General features: G+C 70.2%; 21 protein-coding genes. 15 read left to right on the top strand and 6 right to left on the bottom strand.

Translation table 11 applies throughout. The features are described from left to right. Positions 1-196: 196 nt before the first annotated feature. A complete protein-coding gene (locus ACE1OA_RS34210; RefSeq protein WP_432753948.1) occupies positions 197-2,323 on the bottom strand; it encodes an FG-GAP repeat domain-containing protein in 2,127 nt (708 codons plus the stop codon). A gap of 228 nt (positions 2,324-2,551) precedes the next feature. Here ACE1OA_RS34210 and ACE1OA_RS34215 point away from each other — a divergent pair, with 228 nt between their 5' ends. Beyond that, positions 2,552-3,121 carry a DUF6434 domain-containing protein gene (locus ACE1OA_RS34215; RefSeq protein ID WP_432753949.1) on the top strand — a complete coding sequence of 190 codons (570 nt, stop codon included), beginning with the start codon at positions 2,552-2,554 and terminating at the stop codon, positions 3,119-3,121. Between the two features lie 84 nt (positions 3,122-3,205). Here ACE1OA_RS34215 and ACE1OA_RS34220 read toward each other — a convergent pair whose 3' ends face one another. Continuing rightward, a complete protein-coding gene (locus ACE1OA_RS34220; protein WP_356605921.1) occupies positions 3,206-3,484 on the bottom strand; it encodes a hypothetical protein in 279 nt (92 codons plus the stop codon). Positions 3,485-3,678: 194 nt separating this feature from the next. After that, the gene (locus ACE1OA_RS34225; protein WP_432753950.1) at positions 3,679-4,554 is read right to left on the bottom strand and encodes a LysR family transcriptional regulator; all 876 of its coding nucleotides are present in this window, start codon (positions 4,552-4,554) and stop codon (positions 3,679-3,681) included. Between the two features lie 143 nt (positions 4,555-4,697). Here ACE1OA_RS34225 and ACE1OA_RS34230 point away from each other — a divergent pair, with 143 nt between their 5' ends. The 5 genes from ACE1OA_RS34230 (at position 4,698) to ACE1OA_RS34250 (ending at position 8,918) form a co-directional block, all read left to right on the top strand. Further along, on the top strand, positions 4,698-5,060 hold the full coding sequence (locus ACE1OA_RS34230; RefSeq protein ID WP_356605925.1) for a DoxX family protein: 363 nt from the start codon (positions 4,698-4,700) through the stop codon (positions 5,058-5,060). A gap of 246 nt (positions 5,061-5,306) precedes the next feature. Further along, complete coding sequence (locus ACE1OA_RS34235) at positions 5,307-6,494, top strand: right-handed parallel beta-helix repeat-containing protein (RefSeq protein ID WP_432753951.1); 1,188 nt, start codon at positions 5,307-5,309, stop codon at positions 6,492-6,494. Between the two features lie 346 nt (positions 6,495-6,840). After that, positions 6,841-7,368 (top strand): SigE family RNA polymerase sigma factor, encoded by a 528-nt coding sequence (locus ACE1OA_RS34240; RefSeq protein ID WP_384873394.1) that lies wholly within the window; start codon positions 6,841-6,843, stop codon positions 7,366-7,368. Continuing rightward, positions 7,365-8,225 (top strand): hypothetical protein, encoded by an 861-nt coding sequence (locus ACE1OA_RS34245; protein WP_432753952.1) that lies wholly within the window; start codon positions 7,365-7,367, stop codon positions 8,223-8,225. The genes ACE1OA_RS34240 and ACE1OA_RS34245 overlap by 4 nt, the downstream gene beginning before the upstream one ends. Before the next feature lie 111 nt (positions 8,226-8,336). Continuing rightward, positions 8,337-8,918 (top strand): dihydrofolate reductase family protein, encoded by a 582-nt coding sequence (locus ACE1OA_RS34250; RefSeq protein WP_356605932.1) that lies wholly within the window; start codon positions 8,337-8,339, stop codon positions 8,916-8,918. Positions 8,919-9,094: 176 nt separating this feature from the next. Here the strand turns inward: ACE1OA_RS34250 and ACE1OA_RS34255 are convergent, their stop codons facing one another. Together ACE1OA_RS34255 and ACE1OA_RS34260 are read right to left on the bottom strand one after the other, a co-directional pair. Next, on the bottom strand, positions 9,095-10,492 hold the full coding sequence (locus tag ACE1OA_RS34255) for a DUF5685 family protein (RefSeq protein ID WP_432753953.1): 1,398 nt from the start codon (positions 10,490-10,492) through the stop codon (positions 9,095-9,097). A gap of 297 nt (positions 10,493-10,789) precedes the next feature. After that, on the bottom strand, positions 10,790-12,289 hold the full coding sequence (locus ACE1OA_RS34260) for a DHA2 family efflux MFS transporter permease subunit (RefSeq protein ID WP_386540635.1): 1,500 nt from the start codon (positions 12,287-12,289) through the stop codon (positions 10,790-10,792). Between the two features lie 420 nt (positions 12,290-12,709). Here ACE1OA_RS34260 and ACE1OA_RS34265 point away from each other — a divergent pair, with 420 nt between their 5' ends. Next, positions 12,710-13,147 (top strand): pyridoxamine 5'-phosphate oxidase family protein, encoded by a 438-nt coding sequence (locus ACE1OA_RS34265; RefSeq protein ID WP_432753954.1) that lies wholly within the window; start codon positions 12,710-12,712, stop codon positions 13,145-13,147. A gap of 180 nt (positions 13,148-13,327) precedes the next feature. Here the strand turns inward: ACE1OA_RS34265 and ACE1OA_RS34270 are convergent, their stop codons facing one another. Continuing rightward, positions 13,328-13,864: an allene oxide cyclase barrel-like domain-containing protein gene (locus tag ACE1OA_RS34270; protein WP_432753955.1), complete on the bottom strand. Its 537-nt coding sequence runs from the start codon at positions 13,862-13,864 to the stop codon at positions 13,328-13,330. A 421-nt stretch (positions 13,865-14,285) separates the two neighbouring features. Here ACE1OA_RS34270 and ACE1OA_RS34275 point away from each other — a divergent pair, with 421 nt between their 5' ends. The 8 genes from ACE1OA_RS34275 (at position 14,286) to ACE1OA_RS34310 (ending at position 20,253) form a co-directional block, all read left to right on the top strand. Continuing rightward, the gene (locus ACE1OA_RS34275; RefSeq protein ID WP_432753956.1) at positions 14,286-14,804 is read left to right on the top strand and encodes a hypothetical protein; all 519 of its coding nucleotides are present in this window, start codon (positions 14,286-14,288) and stop codon (positions 14,802-14,804) included. 252 nt (positions 14,805-15,056) lie between these two features. After that, positions 15,057-15,803, top strand: coding sequence for an SAM-dependent methyltransferase (locus ACE1OA_RS34280; protein ID WP_432753957.1), 747 nt, complete (start codon positions 15,057-15,059; stop codon positions 15,801-15,803). 362 nt (positions 15,804-16,165) lie between these two features. After that, on the top strand, positions 16,166-16,492 hold the full coding sequence (locus ACE1OA_RS34285) for a PadR family transcriptional regulator (protein WP_356777903.1): 327 nt from the start codon (positions 16,166-16,168) through the stop codon (positions 16,490-16,492). Further along, positions 16,489-16,845 (top strand): DUF1048 domain-containing protein, encoded by a 357-nt coding sequence (locus tag ACE1OA_RS34290; RefSeq protein WP_432753958.1) that lies wholly within the window; start codon positions 16,489-16,491, stop codon positions 16,843-16,845. The genes ACE1OA_RS34285 and ACE1OA_RS34290 overlap by 4 nt, the downstream gene beginning before the upstream one ends. A gap of 1 nt (position 16,846) precedes the next feature. Further along, positions 16,847-17,194 (top strand): DUF1048 domain-containing protein, encoded by a 348-nt coding sequence (locus tag ACE1OA_RS34295; RefSeq protein WP_432753959.1) that lies wholly within the window; start codon positions 16,847-16,849, stop codon positions 17,192-17,194. 9 nt (positions 17,195-17,203) lie between these two features. Next, entirely contained in the window at positions 17,204-17,806 is a 603-nt protein-coding gene (locus tag ACE1OA_RS34300) for a TetR/AcrR family transcriptional regulator (RefSeq protein WP_432753960.1), read from the top strand. 116 nt (positions 17,807-17,922) lie between these two features. Next, the gene (locus ACE1OA_RS34305) at positions 17,923-18,846 is read left to right on the top strand and encodes a TauD/TfdA dioxygenase family protein (protein WP_432753961.1); all 924 of its coding nucleotides are present in this window, start codon (positions 17,923-17,925) and stop codon (positions 18,844-18,846) included. A gap of 51 nt (positions 18,847-18,897) precedes the next feature. After that, positions 18,898-20,253 carry an MFS transporter gene (locus ACE1OA_RS34310; RefSeq protein ID WP_432753962.1) on the top strand — a complete coding sequence of 452 codons (1,356 nt, stop codon included), beginning with the start codon at positions 18,898-18,900 and terminating at the stop codon, positions 20,251-20,253. The last annotated feature ends 108 nt before the right edge of the window (positions 20,254-20,361 follow it).

The raw sequence follows: 20,361 nt of genomic DNA on the forward strand, positions 1-20,361 counted from the left end.
TTCGCACGTGCGCGGGACCGCCCCCTCGCTTGCCTGGTGTCCCCGTCACGCCGAACCTTGATCGCGAGCGGGCCCAGGCGTCCGGCGGCGTCCGGCCATCTCTTGCCTGACGGTCACCCGTTCAGTCCCGGAGATGCCGGTCGATCAGGGTGCGGCCTCGGTCGGTGGCATGGGCGAGGAAGACCGCGTCTCTCTTTCAGGCGGTTCCCCAGCCGAGATTCACGGAGGTGCTCGGGCCGAGCCCTCCGCCGGACGTGCCGGGGTAGAGGTGGGCGCTGCCGTCGCTCCACACCGCGAGCACATCAGGTCGGTTGTCACCGGTGAGGTCGCCGGCCCCGGTCATCGCGCTGACCGCGCCCCAGCCGGTGGAGAGCTGGACACGCGGCCCGAGCCCGCTGTGCACACCGGGGTAGAGCCACAACACGCCCTGGCCGTCCACCGCGAGGACATCCGGCCGGGAGTCCCCGTCGAGGTCGCCCGCCCCGGAGTGGAGCCGCATCGAGTTCCAGCTCGTACCGATCTTGATACTGGTACCGAGGCCCCCGCCGGATGCACCGGGGTAGAGGTAGGCGTCCCCGGTGTTCCACACGGCCATGAGGTCCGGCAGGCCGTCGCCGGTGAGATCGCCGACGCCGGACATCGACGAGACGACACCCCAACCGCCGGAGAGCTGGACTCGGGTGTTGAGCTCGCTCTGCATGCCGGGGTAGCGCCACAGATCCCCATTGCCGTCGACGGCGAGGAAGTCCGGCCACGCGTCACCGTCCAGCCGTCCGACGCCCGTCAGCAGACGTACCGGGTCCCAGCTCACGCCGACGGACTTCCGGGCTCCGACACCACTCGGTGCCCCGGGGTAGAGGACCAGATTGCCGTTGCCCGCGCCGCTGCCCGTCCCGGCGTTGGGCCGGACGGCGAGCAGGTCGGGCCTACCGTCACCCGTCAGGTCACCCCAGGCGCCCGACAGGGACCGCACGGGCACGGTCGGCTTCGGCCACCCGATGTGGAAGACCGTGCGGTCGCCGGGCTTCTCGTTCAGCGTCCACATCTCGTCCGTAGCGGGCCAGTACATGACGTTCTCGCCGTAGACGCCCGTCCGGGTCCACAGTCGCACCGGTTCACCGGGCCACGCGTGGTAGAGGCAGGTCGGGATCTCCGTCTTCCCCTCGATGTACTCGGGGCAGGGCGCCGAGACGACGACCCGACCGCGGTTCATCGCGACTCCCTGAGCGCCACTGACCGTTGAGGTGTAGGCCGCCTCGGGCCGGGCAACGCCGTCCGTTCCCGTGGCCAGAAGGCCGGTCTTCGGGTCCAGCGTCCAGCGCACGATCGCGCCGGAGGTGTTGAACGACTGCTGCTGACCGGCGGGCACCCCGGCGACCTCGGTGGTCACCAGCGCCGGCCGTGCGCCGCTGTCGTCGAGCGAGATGCCCGCGAAGCACGGCGGCGGGTTGTGCGTCGCCCGGGTGCCGCAGCTCTTCGGGTCGTCCTGAGGCGACTTCTCGGGGTTGTCGAACGTGTGCTGGTAGCGGTTCACCTGCGGCAGCGCGTACTTGTGCCAGGCCGCCCCGTACACACCGTTCGCCGCGCCGACACTCCCGACGCTCTCGTCCATGAGCCAGACACGGTTCAGGTCGAAGACGGCGAGCCCGGCGCCGGTGGAGACGTACAAGTAGTTGCGATACCAGGTCACGGAGTCAGCGTGGCCCCGCAACTGCTCGAAGCCCGTGGCGGTGGGGGTCACGAGCAGGGCGTGACGGTAGCTGACCCTTGAGGGGTCGGTCACGTCGGTGAACGTGACCCGCATCAACTGGTTGGGCTGGCTCGGATACGACGGATGCGTCAGCCAGTTGGACCAACTGGCCACCACGACGCGGCGTCCGTTCACGATCTGCTGGTTGGCCGCGGACTCGCCCGATCCGGCGATGCCCTGCGGCACCCACTGCGTCCCCGTGTCGTCGCCGTAGGTGTCGTTCCAGCAGAACCCCTGAGCTCCGGACGCATGGGTCGAGTGGCAGAGCGGGCGACCCGTCGCGTTCAGGTCGCCCAGCACATGCGTGACGGTCCGCCTCGGGATGCCGCGCGCCTCGGCCTGGTCGGCGTACGTCGCCAGTCTCGTCCGGTGGATGTCCTGCACCGCGGTCGTCTCCGTAGAGGCCAGGGTCCAGTGGGCCTCGGGCGCCTTCGTGGTGACGGTCGCGGCGACCACCGAGCCGTTCGGCACATCGGCGGCCTGGGCCGGCTGCGCGAGCAGCCCCACACACAGCAGACCCGAGGCCACCGCCCCTGCCCACCGCCCACGCCGCCCCGACTTCATCGGTCTCATCCGGTTCCCCTCCCACGTCACAGAAACAACAGGCCACCCTATGGGCGGTACCTGAGGCTTTCCGCGACGGGTAGGTGCCGGCGCGGGGCTGTCACTCAAGCGGTTAGAGCCCGCGGACAGATCCCTCATGCTGCCGGCCGGGACTCGGGGCACGTGACCGTTGATACCGCCACCGCGCGACGACGCCTCGACCAGGTCCTGGCCGAGACAGGGACCTATCATGGGGACATGAGTTCGAATATGGACGCCGAGACGCGACCGGAGCTGAGTGCGGCGTTGAGCGGGAGCGAGTTGGCCCGCTGGTACTGGACGCTGGCCGAGCTGACCGTGCTCGCCCGGGAGCTCGGGGTACCGCGGGGCGGTGGGAAGACGGCGCTGACCGACCGACTACGGGCCGCATTGGACGGCGTCGCCCCGCCGGCCGCGCCCTCCCGGACGCGGGGCGCCGGCCACCAGCTCGCCGCGCCGGTGAACGGCTCCACCGTGATTCCCGAGGGCCAGCGGTGCAGCCAGGTGCTGCGCGAGTACTTCCGCCGCGAGATCGGCCCGGGCTTCCACTTCGACGCCTCCATGCGAACGTTCGTTGCCGAAGGCGCAGGGCGCACCCTGGCCGACGCCGTCGCCCACTGGCACGCCACGCGCCGGACCGCGGCCCAGCGTCAGGAGATCGGCTCACAGTTCGAGCTCAACCGCTTCCTGCGTGACTGGCATGCCGAGCATCCAGCCGGCAGCCGTGTCGAAGCGCTCGCCGCCTGGCGCGCTCACCGCGACCGACCGCGCCCTCCGGCCGCGAGGTGACCCGCCTGTAGCCAGGCTTGGGTGCCGAGTGCCTGGGATCCGGATCTCAGCCGCGCCCGTGAGCCTGCTTCGGCCTGAAAGCGTTCAGGGCGCATCGTCGATCAGCCCGAAGGCTTCCGGGAACTCCACGAGGAACTCGCGGCGAGCCGGGTCGGCCTCGACGGCTGCCATCTCCCCGACCAGCACGATCAGCTCCCGTCGCTGATCATCAGGCAGCGTGCTGACCACGTGTGCGACGCCCTCCAGTACGTTGACCGCGTCATCCGGATCCATCTGCTCGTCTTCGCTGCCGTCGATGAACCGCAGGACATCGACCAAAGCCTCGGCCAAGGCATGAGTCAGGGACGGGTACGAAGACGTCACGACGGCCTCCTGGCAGATCAACGGCAGAGTCCGGCCATCCCACCACACCACGGGCATCACTATCCGCGAGCCTCCGCGAAAGGGGACCGGAGCCCGAGAACGGGTGGCAGTTGTCTTCGCTGCTTCGAGAGTGAGTCCCGAGAACCACTGTCCTCGAATTGCCTCGAGCTGCGGCAGCGCGGCTTGCCAGGTCCTCAGTGGCGATACGCGGCTGTCGCGATCTCGATGAACGATCGGATCAACGGGTTGGTGTCACCCTCGTTCCAGGCCGCCACCACTCGGCTTGGTGCCATGTCGATCAGCGGTACCACGACCAGCTCGGCGCCCAGGTCGTGCCCGAGCGGTGCCAGGCCGACCGTGCCGTTCCACAACACGGCCTGCAGGCATTCCTGGACGACGCGCACCACTGGTCCCTCGCGCGGCACGCCGCCGTTCCAGTACGACTGCCAGATCGGGTCGGTCCCCGGCGGGAACTGGAACCAGCGGCGGTCGGCCAGGTCGGCCAGCTGCAGCCGGCCGCGGCCGGCCAGCGGATCGTCGGCGCGCAGGACCACGCCCACCGGATCGGTACGCAGCTCACGCACCGTCAGGGCGGACTCGTCGAACGGCGCCCGGGTCAGGGCAACGTCGACCAGTCCGACGCGCAGCCCGCAGGTCGGGTCGGTCAGGTCGGTGTCGCGGATGCGGACGTCGACGCCCGGGTGGCTTCGACGGTAAGCGGCGGCCAGCCGGGTCGCTCCCGGGTCGGTGCTGTCGCCCAGGATGCCGATGGTGAGGGTCGCGACGCCGGCCGCCGCGGTCACGCGTACGCGAACGCGGTCGGCATGGTCGAGCAGGGCCCGCGCCTCATCCAGCAGCACTGCGCCCACAGCGGTGAGCGTGACGCCCGCAGGCGAACGGGCGAACAGCAGGGCGCCGACCTCGGTCTCCAACTGCTTGATCGCCCGGCTCAGCGGCGGCTGGCTCATGTGCAGTCGAGTGGCGGCCCGGCCGAAGTGGAGTTCCTCGGCGACCGCCACGAAGTAGCGCAGGGTACGTAGCTCCACGCTGCGACGATACCCAAACGGCATCGGCTTTGCGGAATGGGTCTTGGACAGTCGCAGGTCTCTGGCGGTGCACTCGGTACATGACCGACCTGGCGCCGGCCTTCTCCAGGGCCGCCCGCCCCAGGAATCGACGGGTCACCTGCAACCGGTGACCGCGGAGGGGAATCGTGAACATCGCGTACTGGATCGTCGCCGGACTGCTCGCCCTCTTCTACCTCTACGCAGGCGCGATGAAGGTCTTCCGAAGCCGAGATCAACTCCGTCCGATGATGGCCTGGGTCGATCGCATACCCCTGCCCGCCGTGAGGGCGCTGGGAACGGTCGAGATACTCGGCGCGATCGGGCTGATCCTCCCGCCCCTGACCGGCGTCGCACCCTGGCTGGCGCTGGTCGCGGCCATCGGATTCGTGCTCCTGCAGATCGGTGCGATCGCCGTCCACCTGACCGGCGAAGACCGCCGGATCACACTCAACGTCGGCCTCATCGCCACTGCGGCCGTGACTGGCTGGCTGGCCATCACCTGGCTGTGATCGAGCACCGTTCCCGACCGGTGGATGCCACGGTGAGCGGCCTCCGCCCAGCCGGCTGGCCGGAGGCCGCTCGCGAACACCGCCCCTTGCGAACACTCTTCCTCCCGCAAAGGCGCGACGCGCGAGAGCGACAGAAAAGATGTCCTGCCGGAGCGGCAACCTTCCGGCCCTCAGTGGCAACTGCACGGGTAGGCGACTTCCTCCACGGGAGCCGCCCTTCCCCACACGTGCAGAGGAACCCTCACAATGAGTACCAGTGCAGGACGTCACCGCAGGACTCGTACGCTCTCGGTCGCGGCAGTTCTGGCCCTGACGGCCGGGGCCGGCGGGCTGTACCTGGCCGTTGCGCCCGGCGGCGGCGAGGCCACCGCGGCCGGGAGTGCGCGGCCCGTGGTCGTCTCCACGACCGCCGGCTTGGAGCAGGCGTTCGCCGAGGCCGGGCCCGGGACCGTGATCCAGCTGCGCGGAGGCACGTACCTGCCCACGCGCACGCTCAAGAGCCAGGCCGACGGGACCCCGACGCGGCGGATCACCGTCACCGCCTACGGCACGGAGAAGGCGACGGTCGACGGCTCCAAGCTCGCCGCGGGGGAGTGGCTGACCGCGATAGGCGGCGACTACTGGACACTGTCGAACCTGACGTTCCGGAACTCGCCCTCGCACGGGGTGGTGCTGACCTCCTCCGTCGGTGGGGTCTTCAGGAACCTGCGGACCCACGGCAACGGCGACTCCGGATTCACCCTGCGCGGTGACGGTACGAACGACAACCTCATCCAGAACCTGGACTCGTACGACAACTACGACGCCAGGACCCACGGCCAGAACGCGGACGGCCTGGCCATCAAGTTCGGGTCGGGCACGAACAACAAGGTCGTCGGCGCCCGGCTCTGGAACAACGCCGACGACGGCCTCGACCTGTGGCAGTGGGCCAGTCCCGTACGGATCGAGAGCAGCTGGGCGTTCGGCAACGGGGAGAACCGCTGGAACGACGCCGCCTTCGAGGGCAACGGCAACGGCTTCAAGCTCGGCGGGGGCGGCGCGAGCGCCGCGCACGTCGTCACCGGCAACGCCGCCTGGAACAACCGGCTCCACGGGTTCACCGAGAACAGCAACCCGGGGGCGCTGATCCTGCACCGCAACACGGCGTACGCCAATCACGCGGACGGCTTCTTCTTCCTCTCCTCGCCCTCGCGCCTGTCCCGGAACCTCGCCGCGCAGAATGCCCGGGGCACGGCCAAGCTGGGGTCCCGCGCCGTGACCGCCGCGAACAGCTGGGACGCCAAGGGCGCGGGCGGCGCCTTCCCGGACGGGCGCTCCTTGCTGCGCAGCACGGACGCGACGACGGCCTACGGCCCGCGCAAGGCCGACGGTTCGCTGCCGGAGACCACCTTCCTCACCACCGGGACCGAGGCCGTCGGCGCGGCGATGAAGTGAGACCGGGCACAGTCCGTCCGGTTCGCGGCGGGCAGACGCGAGAATCACGGGACGACGTGCCGGGCCGCACGGCGGCGCGGACGGCTCCGACACCGAAGCGCGTCCGCGTACGCGCGGCCCACCCAGGCGCTGACGGGATGAAGACTCCCGGGCCGGAGCGATTCCGGCCCGGGCAGCCCGCGGACACGATCCCCGCAGCGCCTGGGCCCGCGGGAGCGGTACCCCGGCCCACGCCCCGGTGCACCGCATACGCGCCCGGTGAAAAGAAAGGTGGTCATGCCCCCGCCGGCAAGACCAGCACCCGGCCACGGGCGTGGCCACAGCACAGCGAGAGGCAACCCCGCACATGGTCGTCGACGACGCGTCCGACGAGTTCCACGCCTTCTTCGAAAGGCACTACGCCGAACTCGCGCGCCTCGCCCACCTCCTGACCGGCGAAGTGGACGCCGCTGACGATCTCGCCGCCGACGCGCTGGTCGCGCTCTGGCACCGGTGGGACCGGCTGCGGTCGGCCGACCACCCGGTCGCCTACGCCCGCGGTGTCGTCGCCAACCTGGCACGCGGCCGCATCCGCAGCGCGGTCCGCGAGCGCCGTCGCGTCGCCCTGTTCTGGTCCACGCGCCCCGAGCGGGTGCACGACCCGGACGTGGCGGTGGTGATGGACGTGCGGCAGGCCCTGGCTCGGCTGCCCTTCCGCAAACGTGCGTGCGTCGTCCTGCGGCACGCCTTCGACCTGTCCGAGAAGGACACCGCCCTGGCCCTGGGCATATCGGTCGGCACCGTCAAGAGCCAGACGTCCAAGGGCATGACGGAGCTGGAACGACTGCTGGCGGCACGAGACGCGGGCGCACTCCTGGAAAGGGTTCAGCGATGACCGACGTGGGCGAACACCTGCGGAAGGCGGCCGAGTCGCACCAGCCCGACCGCGCCCGGATACTGGCCCGGGTGGAGCGCGGTACGGCCGGCCTCGCGCCCGCGCGGCCGGGTCGGCGCCGCCGCACGGTGGCCGCGCCCTGGCACCGGGTCACGCTCGCGACGATCGCCGCGACCTGTGCCCTGCTGGTCGCCGGCTACGTCGCGGCCGAGGCCCTCCAGGACGCGGTGCCGCGGCACGATACGAGTGCGGGCCCGCTGCCGGCCGAACCCGGTCCCGGGAGGTCCGGGCCGGCCACCCCACCCCCGGAGCCGGACCGGAGCGGTTCCGGCGAGCCGGGCCGCACACCCGTACCCACGGCCACCCCGCCCGCCCGCACTCCGGATCCCGACCCGAGCCGTACCGGCTCACCCGCCACGAGCGGCGCCCCGACACCGTCCCGGCCCTCCGGCGGAGTCGGGACGGAGGACGGTCCGTTGTGGGCCGACGGCTCCGTCGACCCGGGCAGCAAGGCCCACTGGTCGCAGAGCAACGTCACCCTCAAGACCCGACAGCCGCTGACCGCGCTCACCGTCGAACTGCGGGTGGCGCAAACGGGCGGCGTCGAGAGCAGCGGCTTGTGGCAGACGCTGCCCGAGGCGGACTTCACCCGCTCCGTGCACGAACAGAACGGCACGCTGGTCTACCGCTGGGAACTCAGGGGAGGCCGGACGGTACCCGCGGGAACCCATGTGTTCGCCGGCCAGTACGACCACGCGACCAGCGGCCGCAACGCGGTGGCCGACCGGTACGAGGCCACTGCCGACGCGGCCCGGGAGACCTTCAGGGTGGGTGGCGACTTCGCCCGCACCACGTGACGGCGGCCGTGCCTTGTCGGACCGGTCGGACCGTCCGGCCGATTGATCACTTACAGGAGAGACCGCTCATCACGCGCTAATTTGGGGCATCCCAACGCAGAGGAGAGCCCCGTGGGCAAGGTGGTCATGTACAGCTCGGTGTCGGTGGACGGCTTCGTCGCGGACGAGAATGACCAGCCCGGACCGCTGTTCGACTGGTTGACCAGCGGTGACGTCCCGTTGGACGAGAGCGGCGAGGTGAAGGTGTCGCAGCCGTCCTACGACTACATCCGGCCGTACTGGGACCAGATCGGGGCGACAATCGTCGGCCGCCACGTCTTCGACATGACGGACGGCTGGGACGGGAAGCCTCCGGGCGGGATCGACCACGTGGTCGTGGTGACGCACCGGCCGGAGCCCGAGGGCTGGGACCCCGAGGCGCCGTTCCACTTCGTCGACGGCGTCGAGGCAGCCGTGGCCAAGGCGCAGGAGCTTGCGGGTGACCGCATGGTCGAGGTCGCCGCCGGCGACGTCGGTGGCCAGGTGCTTGCCGCGGGCCTGGTCGACGAGGTGCGCATGGACGTCGTACCCGTGGTGTTCGGGTCCGGCAAGCGCTACTTCGGGTCGGTCCAGGCGCAGCACCTGTTGGAGGGTCCTGACGTGGTGATCCAGGGCGACCGGGTGCTTCACCTGCGCTATCGGGTGCGGCGTTGACCGATCGAGAGGGTACGCGAAGAAGTCCGCGGGGCCCGCGTTCCAGCCACAGGCCCCCGGTCAGGCGGCTTCAGCATGAACCCGTCCATGGCGGCCGCGAAGGTCGTTCCCGGGGCGCGCGTGATGAGAAGCTTCGCACCGGTTCCCCTCGGCGGCCCGCATGGTCCGTCCGGCGTTCAGTCGCAGCAGTCGCAGCAGCACTTGCACGGGTTGCAGCAGCCTCCGCCACAGCCGTCACCCGAGCCCCCGCCGGAACCACCAGAGCCACCGGACCCGTGACCTCCGCCCGAACCGCCCGAGGAGCCTGACGAGTTGCCGCCGCCATGCCCGCCGAACCAGCCGTCACCCCCGGAACCGTCCCTGCCGGAACCGTCCCTGCCGGAAGCATCCCGGCTCGAGCCACCGCTGTTGCTGTTGCCGTCGCCGAACTGCCAGGGCTCTCCCTCACCCGGATCCGCGTCGTCGTCGCAGCGGCAGCAGTTGTAGCACAGCCTGCAATCGCCACACAGCCGGCGCTGCTCGCGACACCGCCGGCACTCTCCCTCCGGCGGCCGACCCGATGCCGTCGGCGCGCCCTCCGGGGCCGCACCTGCCAGCACGCCGACGCCGCAAGCCGTGCCGGTGCCGGTCTCCGCGGGCTCTTGAATCGCCGTACGGCGACCCAGCCAAGGCAGCATGCGCAGGCTCGGCGTCTGGCGGTGGCGCTGATGGTGGCGATGCCGGGGGTCGAAGACGCGATCGACGGCGCGCTCCAACTCGCTGCCCAGGAGCGCCCGTACCAGTCGACCGTCGACGAACACGGCGTCGGACAGGGAGAGCCGGATTCCGTGGACGGCGTCGTCGCAGAGCCTGCGCACCTCCGCGCGGTCCGCGCCGGTCACGGCGATCGGGTTCCACGCGCCCGACGCCTCGTCCGCGTCCAGGTCCTCCACCGCGTCCAGCAGGTGCGCCAGTCGACCGAACAGGCGACCGGCCTCCGCCAGCGGTTCCGCATTGTCCGGGCTGTCAGTGAGTACGGCGGTGTAGGCGAAGGCGGCGGCGGTTGCCGTTTCCGTGGGCTCCGTGACCGTCAGCAGCGAGCCACCTCGGCCGGTCGACCGCTCGATCTGCGGCTGGCGCTCGACCGCCCCCAGCAGCACCGAGGTGTCGAAGCCCAGTCGCTCGCCGCCTGCGGCACCCGCACGGTCCCAGCCGTCGGCGATCCGGCGTGCTGCCATCGCCATCGGGCGGCGTCCCAACAGGCCGTCGCGGTCGGCCACGTGGTCACGTATCTTCGCGGCGGCGAGCACCAGCGACACCGTCGCCGCCAGCCGCGCGCCCTCGCCCTGCGCCACGTCCGCGGACCGCATCCCGCGCAGCGGGCACGGACCGGCCCCGCGCCGCCAGTCGCCGGTTCGCTCCGACTGCGCCTCGGTCAGTACCGAGACGATCAGACCGTCGTAGTTGGTGGCCGCCCGCGCGAACTGCCCGTACTCTCCGCGCAACGCCAGGCACAGCCCGCACAGGTGCGCCATCCACTCGGTACGCAAGCCCTCGCCCAGCCGATGACGGCACGGCCTGATGATTCCGAACACCGAATCTCTCCCCCGTATAACAGCTACCCGGACGCATCCGGTCGGACGACTCACCCACGGAAGACCGCGCGACCGGCACGACCTCGCGTGACGTCACCCCGCATGCGCCATCCTCGCGCGGTCGTCATCCTAGACGGGGGCCTTCCGAGAAGCGTCCACGGAGGTTGGACCGGGCCTCGGGCCGGTGGCAGGGCCGGGGATGACGAGCACCGGTACAGCTCAAGCCTCGTCATGGCTGTCCGGCGAGTGAAGTAGGCCCGACCACATCGGGCCGCCTTCGCCGAAGACTCCGGGCCGCTATGCGGGCTCAGCGGCGGTCTTGGTCGCCGTCGTGCCGTCTTCGTCCTGGGCCTCTGGCGCGGCCGGCTGTTGCGGAACGGGCGGAGTACGGACCAGCAGCGCGACCAGCACCGCCAGCCCCCCGAGCATGGCGCCGATGCCGAATCCCCACCGGATACCCGTGGCCAGGGCGTCCGTGGGGTCGGCGCCTTCGGCTGCCGCCGTGGCGGCGCGTCCCGACATGACGCTGATGACGAGGGCGGTGCCGGCGGCGGCCGCGACCTGTTGGAGCGAGCCCAGGATGGCGGACCCGTGGGGGTAGAGGTGCGGCGGAAGTACGGACAGGCCGGAGGTGAAGACGGGGGTGAAGACGAACGCCATCCCGGCGCTCAGTGCCACGTGAAGGGCGAGCACCAGCCATGGCGAGGTCTGTTGGCCCGTGAAGGCGAACAGCGTGAGGCAGAGCGCTGTGAGTGCGGCTCCGGGGACGACCAGCCGCGGTGCGCCGAGCCGGTCGTAGAGCTTCCCGACCTGTGGTCCGAGCAGGCCCATGGTCAGGCCGCCGGGGATGAGGAGCAGCCCGGTCTGCAGCGAGGTCAGGCCGCACACCTCCTGCAGGTAGATCGGCAGCAGGATGAACGCGCCCATCAGTGCCATGAAGGACAGGCACATCAGGCCGAGCGCCACGGAGAAGTGACGGAACGTCAGGGCTCGGAGGTCCAGCAGCGGTGCGGACGAGCGCTGCAGCGCCAGCTGCCGCCAAGTGAACAGGCCGACCAGCACGGCACCGACCAGGGTCGTGGCCTCCGGGGGCACGACCGCCGTGGCTTCGTCCCCGGCGCCGAGGCCGCTCAGACCGTAGACCAGGGCGCCGAAGCCCGCTGCCGCCAGAGGGACGGACAACCAGTCGATCGGGCCCGCCTGCGGCTCGCCGATGTTGACCAGTTGGCGCCGACCGACGAACGCCATGGCTCCGGCGATGGGCAGTACGGCCAGGAACAGCAGGCGCCATGTTCCCAACTGCAGCAGGACACCGGAGGCCGCGGGGCCGAGGGCGGGTGCGACGGAGATGACGAGGGTGATGTTGCCCATGACACGGCCGCGGTCGTGCGGGGGCACCAGGGTCATCAGCGTCGTCATGAGCAGCGGCATCATGACGGCGGTGCCACTGGCCTGGATGACGCGGGCGATCAACAGCACGGGGAAGGTGGGCGCGGCCGCTGCCAGCGCCGTGCCGGCGAGGAACAGCGCCATGGCCAGGCCGAAGGCGGTCCGGGTCGTCACGCGCTGGAGGAACCACCCCGTCACCGGGATGACGACGGCCATGGTGAGCATGAAGGCCGTGGACAGCCACCCCGCGGCCGCCGCCGTGACCTCGAACTCGCGCATCAGTCGCGGGATCGCGTTGACCATGATCGTCTCGTTGAGGAGAACGACGAAGGTGGACAGCACGAGAATCCGCAACACGGCGGTGACACGGTCGGGCGGGAGGGTGGGTGTGGCGTGTGGTGCGAGCATGGCGCCTTCCGTCATGTGAGTGTTCTCCGCACGTAGCAGGTCACACCGACAGACCGCAGCGCCGGAAAGAACTCATCGGTGTTCCCTGATCCTGTCGGCGCCGCCGCCGCGGACTCAAGCGATTTTTCGGACCTGGTACGACCCCGGGCATGGCTTCCGGAGGAGGCTGGTACCGAGATCTACGCCGTCGGCAGCAGGGGGCGGAGGAGCCCGAACATAATCGTCTGCAACAAAACTATCTGCTACAGTCTTTTCTGTTGGGTCAGCGGACGGGGAGGGGGCGCGTGGGTGCGCCATCCGACTTCGTCCCCTGGTGTCCTTCGCCCGCTGCCCGAGTGACAGACGCCTACGAGTCCGCCCCTGCGGGGTCGCTCCCGTCCCGTCGCCGCCCCTCTCGCTTCGAACCGAAGGTTGATACCCATGAGCCGGCACTCCGCCACGGAGACCACTACTGGTCAGACTCAGAACGATGGCCCGGCCCCCCGGGCGCTCAGCGACGAGGAACTCTCCCGGCTGTTGAGCCAGGGGCAGTTCGGCGTGCTCGCGAGTGTGCGGAGCACCGGCCACCCGCACCTGTCGACCGTCCTCTATGACTGGAACGCCGAGGAACGTGTGCTGCGCGTCTCCTCCACCGCCAATCGTCTCAAGGTCCGGCAGCTGCGCCTTGACCCGCACGCATCACTGCACGTCAGTGGCCCGGACGTGTGGTCGTTCGCCGTTGCGGAGGGAGAGGTGGAGATAGTGGACCCGGCCGACGGGGCGGCCCCCGGTGGGCAAGAACAGCAGCCTGACCGGCGCGTGACCATCGCGCTCCGGGTATCCCGCCTGTACGGGACCGCCCTGGACATCCCCACCTAGGGGCGTGGCGGGGGAGGGGCCCCGGGGTTCGTGTGAGCGCGTGGGGAATTGGACAGGTCGGACGGCCACGCAATCGGCTGAGGTGAGCCTCGGCGACCGCGGCGGCGACTGATCGACCTGCCGAGTGCAGCGTCACCGTAGAGGAGCCCCCGCCAGACTTCACCGGGCGGGGGCAGGCAGTCAGCCCTTGAGGTTGATCGTGAAGCGCCTCGTTCCCGTGGCGATCGTGTCGGCGTGGACCGTGCCTCGAGCCCGGGCGTATTCGCCGGTGCCGCCGGTGATCCCGTTGTCGAACGACGGGGGAGGGCCCGGGATGAGGTGGCCGAAGACCATCCCCTGGACGGAGAGCTGGCCGCCCGGGAGGGTGTAGGTCACGGTGCACACCTCCGCTCCGCCATCGGTGACCCGGGTGGTGGTGCAGGTGCCGGCGGTCTCGCCGACCTGCTTGCCGGCCTTGTCGAAGAGGAGGGAGCGGACGACGGTCCGATCACCCTGGGCGGCGGCACCGCCGGGGTTGACGGGGAAGCGCGACTGTTCCGCGAGCCGGCCGATGAGTGTGATGACCCGGTCCTTGGCCTTGGCTTGGGCGGAAACGGTGCCCGCCGCGGAGGCGGCGGCAACGGGGGTGCAGGCGAGAAGGGTGACCAGCGCAGTGGCCGTGCCGAGACAGGCTGCTCTGATGGGGCGCATCGTGTGGCTCCTGAGGTTGATGCTCATGGATGGTCCGGTGTCGCATCCATAACCTCAGCTCTGCCGCACCCGGCGCGACCACCGGAAGATCCGACCGATCGGACGAGCCCGGGACGAGAGACGGGCTGATCCCCCACGGCACCCACCGCGGCGTCCCAGGCTGCAGCCGGCGGCCCGGGACGTCCGCGTTCCCCGCCCCGCGCCCTGGGGCGGCTGTCGCGCCCCCTCCGAGCCCTCTGCCTCGTCGCGCGGGAGACCCGACAGACCGGCAGTGGCGGTTCGCCCGGCGCGCCTATCCAGCAGGCGCGGTGGGGGAGGGGTTGATCGCATGGCGAATGGCGTACAGGTAGGCCATCTGCAGGGGCTCTCTCCCTCGCAAGTGCTCCGAGGCCGTCAGGCCTTCTGTGCCCTCTTCCCCTGCGGATCAAGGGTGTTGGAGGATCCACGCATGAACTCAGATGCTCCCGAGCCGACCACCGACACCGCGGGAACGTACCTTCAAGCGCTCCATGAACGGCTGACGGCCGACGGCTGTACGGTGACCCTGCCTCCCTGGAACGGCCGCCGGGTGGTGACCGGGTGCCGCGCCGACCGCAAGGTCCGCTGGTTCGGGACGAAGACCGAGCTGTTCGTCTTCGCGGCCGCAGTCCCCGAGATCGACGTGGCCACGCTGGGGGAGTTCACCACGTGGGCGATGAGCTACGCCAAGGGCCTGCGCGGTGGCATACCTGGTGCCCGCAACGCCGCACTGGTGCTCCCCGCCCTGGTGAGCGAGCGTGTCCGACCCGAGGCTGCGCAATGGGCCTCCCAGGACGCTCGGATCCTCGGGACGACGCTGATCAGCCGCCCCCTCACGATCGAGACCGCCCCGGACCACGTGCGGACCACGATGTACCGCGGTCGGGTCGCCCTGGGAGGCATGTTTACGGGCCATGTATTGGAGAAGGCGTCGCTGTACTTCCCTTGATTCCATTGCCACGCGGCGCAGTTGGCGGCGTGGCCCTCGCCGGTCGCCCGGCGGCCCCGCATCGTATGAGGCGCGTGCCGGCAGGTCGTGAAATGCGATGGACACGGTGATCTCGGCCGCCCTAGCCTCGACCGGTCCCAGCCTTCACATCCGAAGAGGTGCATTTGATGACGGTCCAGGTACTCGCGGCCAACTCACGTCGGCCGCATTGCCCAGCCGTTCTGACCTCCACGGACCGAAGGAACCCTTGTAGTGGATCTGCCACGTAGCTTCACCATCCGCGAGAGCAGCCATCGCATCTGCAACCCGTTCACCAGCGAGAAACTGGCCATCCTGGGTCAGGCCATCAGCCCGTCGCCGGGCACCCGCATGCTCGACCTCGCCTGCGGCAAGGGCGAGATGCTCTGCACCTGGGCCCGGGACCACGGTGTGGCCGGCACCGGGGTGGACATCAGCACCGTCTTCCTCGACGCCGCCCGTGGGCGAGCCGTGGAGCTGGGCGTTGCCGACCGAGTCGGCTTCGTGCACGCGGACGCCTCGGGGCATGTCGCCGACGATCCCGTCGGCATCGCCGCCTGCGTCGGCGCCACCTGGATCGGCTCCGGCGTGGCGGGTACCGTCGAACTCCTGCGGCGCAGCCTCGCCTCCGGCGGCATGATGCTGATCGGCGAACCGTACTGGCGCCGCGAGCCTGAGGACCAAGGCGCCGTCGAGGGCTGCCACATGGCCCGCAAGGACGACCTGCTCCCGCTGCCGGAACTGCTCGAACAGTTCAGGGCCCTGGGCTGTGATGTCGTCGAGATGGTCCTTGCCGACCAGGACAGCTGGGACCGGTACGTCGCGGCACAGTGGCTCAACATGCGACGCTGGCTCGACGCCAACCCCGACGACGAGCTCGCCGACGACATGCGTGCGGAACTCGCCGCGGCACCTGTCCAACATGCCAGGTACCAGCGCGAATACCTCGGGTGGGGCGTGTTCGTCCTGATGGACCGCTGACACACCACTCCTGCTGAGCCCCGGCACCACCTGCCGGGGCTCACTCGCGTGGCACCCACCCCGAACCCCCTCGAACTACGGGGGCATGTCCACGCCCCACGTGCGGGACGTGCAGAGCCAGGTCGCCGGCCGCCCGGCCCTTCAGCGGCGGCGTTCGCCGTGCGGTATGCCACGGCCTTCTCCCGCTACGACGTGGAGGAGTCGCACATGCTCCTCCACGTCGACGCCCGTCTCTTCCCCTCTCTTCGGTCTGCCGGACCGCCTGGGCGAGGTGTAGTCCCCCTGCCTTCGCCCACTACTCAGTGGTACCGTGTAGTGGTACTCGGTGCTACGTAGTACCGCTGGGTCGAGGAGGACTCGCGATGGACGACCTGACGGAGATGCTGAAGGGGACGCTCGAGGGGTGCGTACTCGAGATCATCTGCAGAGAGGAGACCTACGGATACGCCATCACCCGTCAACTGAACGAGCTCGGCTTCACCGACGTCGTCGAGGGGACGGTGTACACCATCCTGCTGCGACTGGAGAGGAACCACCTCGTCCAGGTGACGAAACGGCCGTCCGGGGTCGGCCCGCCGCGCAAGTTCTACGCGCTCAACGAGGCCGGACGCGAGGAACTCGCGAAGTTCTGGACGAAATGGCAGTACGTCTCATCACGCATCGACAGACTCAAGGAGGGCGGGAGATGAACTTCTGGGAGACCATCACGGGCAGCGATCTCACCAGGGACTGGAAGGCGTTCGAAGCCCGGGCCGAGGCCCTGCCGGATGACTACCGGGCGGCTTGGGCGCAGATCAAGGACCACCTCTTCCCCCATGGCGACTTCACCGGCCGCAACCTGATGCCGATCCTCGACGCCGCCCTCGGGCTGCTCGAAGAGACTGCGGCGGACGGGCAGAGCGTCCGCGAGGTGCTCGGCGACGACATCAGGGGCTTTTGCACGGCGCTGGTCGGAGGACATGGGGCTCGAACCTATCGCGACCGGTGGCGCGAGCAGTTGAACAGGAACGTCGCAAGGAAACTGAGCCGGCTGGGAGGCTGACGTGGGCATCCAGGACATCATCGAGGGCAAGAAGCAGTGGCGGGCGCACACGGCTCGGGTCAAGGCGCTCCCGCCGGATTACCGGATCGTCTACAAGGAGATGCAGAAGTACCTGTTCAAGGTCGGACCGATCGACCTGCCCGACGGACCCCTGCTCCCCGGGATCGTCGACTTCTTCGAGGAAGGTGTCGTCGCAGGGAAGGGGGTCCTGGAACTCATCGGCAGCGACGTCGCCGCGTTCTGCGACGACCTGGTCAAGGACTCACGCACCTACGCGGACGTCTACCAGGAGTCCATCAGCTCGGTCGACGAACTCACCTCGTCCCGGCAGGTCCGGCGGAGAACGTAGGCTCTGAGCATGGTGGAGATGAGGCCGGACGGGGCGGTACGAGGACCAGGGCGACCGCGCGAGGAGCGGGTCACCGCAGCCGTCCTGACCGCGGTGGTGGACATGGTCACCGAGCAGGGGATCGGCGCGGTCACGATGGACGCCGTCGCGTCCCGCGCCGGGGTGAGCAAGCCGGCCATGTACCGGCGGTGGCCCACCAAGCAGGATCTGATCATCGCCGCTGCCGAGAGCCGTCTCGGTGTCCTGTCGGTGCCTGATCTGGGCGACTTCCGCGCCGAGCTCCGCTTCGTCCTCACCGCTCGCCTGGAGGCGTATCGACTGCCGGGGTCGGACCGGCTGATCGCGGGCCTGATCGGGGCGACGGCCGAGACGGGTGCGGCCCGGGGCAAGTACGCGGAGTACACCGAGCGGATCACGGGCGAGACGAGGCGCATCCTGGAACGGGGGATGGTCCGCGGTGACGTGGACCCGGACACCGATGTCCGGGCCGCGGCCACGCTGGTGGCCGCACCGCTGCTTTTCCGGCTGGTCGGTGAGCAGGAGATGCCCGACGCCCGCTTCGTGGAGACGCTGGTCGAGCTCGTGGCCCGAGCTGTGGGCCCCACCGGCTGACGCCTGGCATCCGGGGCTTTCCCGCACCCCGTTTTTTCGTGCCGCCAAGCCCTTGCCTACCCGCACCCCGATAACGATACTTCCGGTAACGATTTTCCGGCCGTTACGGAGGACCCATGGACAGCGCTGCCACCACCCCCGCCCCCGCGCTCGACAAGCCGCTCATGCACTACGGCAAGCGCACGCTCGACCGCATCGCGCCGGACGCGCCCCAGCCCGACTACCGGCTCCTGGACATCTGCCCGCTCACCCCGCACATCGGCGCCGAGATCGAGGGCGTCGACCTCTCCCTCCCGATCGGCGAGGACGTCGCGGAGGAGATCCGGCAGGCCCTTCTGGAGTGGAAGGTGCTCTTCTTCCGCGACCAGCACGGCTTCGACCCGCAGTCCCAGCTCGCGTTCTCCGCACTGTGGGGCGAGCCGGAGGCCAACCCGTTCTTCCCCAGGGGCGACACGGTCGGAGTCTCCCGGCTGGCCAAGGACGCCATGGCCATGGGCACGGAGAACATCTGGCACAGCGACCACTCGTTCATGGCCGCGCCGGCCCTCGGCTCCGTGCTGCGCGCCGTCGAGGTCCCGTCCGCCGGCGGCGACACCATGTGGGCGGACATGGCGGCCGCCTACGACAACCTCACCGAGTCCATGAAGGCCCGGATCGAGGGGCTCACCGCGGTGCACGACTGGGTGCCCAGCTGGGGTTCGCTGATGACCGAGGCCCAGCTCGCCGCGCATCGCGAGAACCTGCCGGCCGTCGAGCACCCCGTGGTCGTGCGCCACCCGCGCACCGGCCGCAAGCTGCTCTACGTCAACGAGCCCTTCACGACCCGGATCGTCGGCCTGTCGGACGCGGAGAGCCGCGAACTGCTGGGCGAGCTCGTCCTCCAGGCCCGGATCCCCGAGTACCAGGTGCGCTTCCGCTGGCAGCCGGGGTCCGTCGCGATCTGGGACAACATCGCCACCCAGCACTACGCGATCAACGACTACTTCCCGCAGCGCCGTGTCATGGAGCGCATCGCCATCGCCGGCGTCCCGCTCTCCTGATCGAGCCCCGGGCCCCTTCTCCCCTCCCCATCCAGTCTCCGCGGAGTCCTTGTGACCGACACCGATGTCGCACCCGCCGTGCCCGCCGGCCCCCCGAGGGTGCCGAGCAGAACGAGACGCCGCGCGTGGATCGTCACGGCGCTGCTCGTCGTCTTCATGATGATCAATTTCGCCGACAAGTCCTTGCTCGGTCTGGCCGCGGAGGAGATCCGACAGGACCTCGGCCTGTCCGCATCGGCCTTCGGACTCGCCAGCAGCGCGTTCTTCCTGCTGTTCTCGATCTCCGGTGCCGCCGTGGGGCTGCTCGCCGACCGCATTCGGCCGAAGTGGCTGCTGCTGATCATGGCCGTCCTGTGGTCCGTGTCCCAGGCGCCACTGGCCATCGGCGGAGGACTGGCGGTGCTCATCGCCTCACGTGTCCTCCTCGGCGCCGCCGAGGGGCCCGCCTATCCGGTCGCCCAGCAGACGACCCTGTCCTGGTTCCCCAACCACCGGCGCAACCTGCCCGGGGCGCTGATCGTCCTGGGGGTCACGCTGGGGGTCCTGGTCGCCGCTCCCGTGCTGACGTGGTTGATCGACCAGCACGGCTGGCGCTCGGCCGTCGCCGCGGTGGCGCTGGTCGGCGTGGTGTGGGCGCTGCTGTGGATTCCCTTCGGCGGAGAGGGGCCGTACGCGACCACGTCGGACAGCGACCCCCCGGCCGAGGCGTCCTCCGACGACGGGCCGGGAACGGACAAGGCGACGGCGGCCGTGACCCTGGGCCAGGCACAGCCCAGGATGCCGTACCGCCGGATCCTCGCGACCCGCACGTGGATCGGTGTCACGATCGGCTACTTCAGCACCTACTGGGTGATCGCCTTCGCCCTGGTGTGGCTCCCCTCCTACCTCCGTGACGGGCTGGGCTACTCGTCGGCCGTGTCCACACAGCTGCTGATGCTGTTCTGGGGTCTGAGCGGAATCCTGGTGCTCGGGCAGGCGGGCCTGACCGGATGGATGCTGCGCCGCGGTATCGCGAGCCGGTGGGCCCGCGGTTGGGTCGGGGGCGTCCTGCTGCTCGTCTCCGGTGTCTCCTGTCTGGCCCTGCCTGTGGCCCCGGCCGGTGCGGTGACGGTCGTGCTGCTGCTCGGCGCGTTCGGCCTCGCCGGAGCGATGGGCAGCATCGCCGCCACCACCATCATGGAGCTGGCTCCTGCCGACCGTCGCGGCGGTGCCCTGGGCTTCATGAACGCCGTGGTGACCACCGCCGGTCTGATCGCCCCGACGTTGATCGGCAGCCTCGTGGACACCCATGGAGCGGGGGGCTACCAGTACGCGGTCCTGATCACCGGTGCCTGGCTCCTGGTGGGCGGAACGGCCGCCGTCACGCTGATCAACCCCGACCGCGACGCCCGCCTGCTCTCCGCCTGACGACAGGTACGGGCCTGCCGTCTGACGACAGGTACAGGGCCTGCTCCTCGCGCCACGCACGGGGCAGGCCCCACCCTTCCCGCCCTTCCCGCTCCCGACCTTCCGCAG

This window comes from Streptomyces sp. JL2001 (assembly GCF_050917515.1).
Classification (GTDB): Bacteria; Actinomycetota; Actinomycetes; order Streptomycetales; family Streptomycetaceae; genus Streptomyces.